Annotated in this window: 1 protein-coding gene; it reads right to left on the bottom strand. The window is 43.9% G+C overall.

The window, feature by feature from the left end; translation table 11 throughout:
* On the bottom strand, positions 1–977 hold a 977-nt coding region (locus QUB70_RS32425), incomplete at both ends, for a tetratricopeptide repeat protein (RefSeq protein WP_332985908.1).

Genomic DNA, 977 nt, shown 5'->3' with positions numbered 1-977 from the left:
AGCCTCATCTAACAGACCCTGTTCTGCCTGATCGATTCCTAGCTGATGGTAAGCTCTAGTTATCGATTCTTGTAAATCGTAGTAAGCTAGTTTCTGGTGAGGCTGTTTTTCTAGGGCTTTTTGATAGTATTGAGTAGCTTTCTCCAGTTGATTTTTTTCAATACTTTCTTTGCCTAGTTGATAGTAAGCTTCTCCGAACTCCTTATTTAAGCTGGTGAATGCTGGGTTGAGTTCTAAAGCTCGTTGATAAGCCCTTACAGCTTCTTCCCACTGTTGCATTTCCTTAGCGCAATTTCCCAATGAGAAATAAGACCAAAAGAAATCGGGATTGATAGATATCTCACTCTGATAAGCTTGACAAGCGGCCTCTAACTGTTGGGTATTTTGAAGAGCAAATCCTAAAAAGTGATTCACCGAGATTAAATTTGGCTTTTCGCTAATGAGCCTTCGATAAATGGCGATCGCTTGTTCCCAATGATGGGGTTGATTAACTTTAATCAGAGCTTCTGATAAACCCTGACAATAATAAAAATTTCCTTGAGATAACTTCACAGCTTGTAAGTAAGATGCGATCGCCTCTTCCATCTGTTCCTGCCGGACAAAAGCTTGGGCCAACTGCAACCAAGTGTCTGAGTTGTCGGGTTGAAGCTGCAAAAGATTCTGATAGGCTTCCACGTTGTCACGATTGAGTTCTACGATCTGGCGGTAGGAGGCAATCGCCTCTGCTAAATTCGACTCCTTTTGCTGTTGCAGTACACTTGCCAAGGCCTGATGAATCCAGTCAGCATCAGGATTCAGTTCACTTGCACGACGATAAGCTCCGATCGCTTCCTCCATCTGTTCCTGTCTCACAAAAGCTTGGGCCAACTGAAACCAGGTTTCTGAGTTGTCGGGTTGAACCTGCAAAAGATTCTGATAGGCTTCCACGTTGTCACGATTGAGTTCTACGATCTGGCGGTAGGAGGCAATCGCCTCTG

This window comes from Microcoleus sp. A003_D6, assembly GCF_036702825.1.
Taxonomy (GTDB): Bacteria; Cyanobacteriota; Cyanobacteriia; order Cyanobacteriales; family Microcoleaceae; genus Microcoleus.
This window is presented reverse-complemented; position numbering and strand designations above follow the sequence as displayed.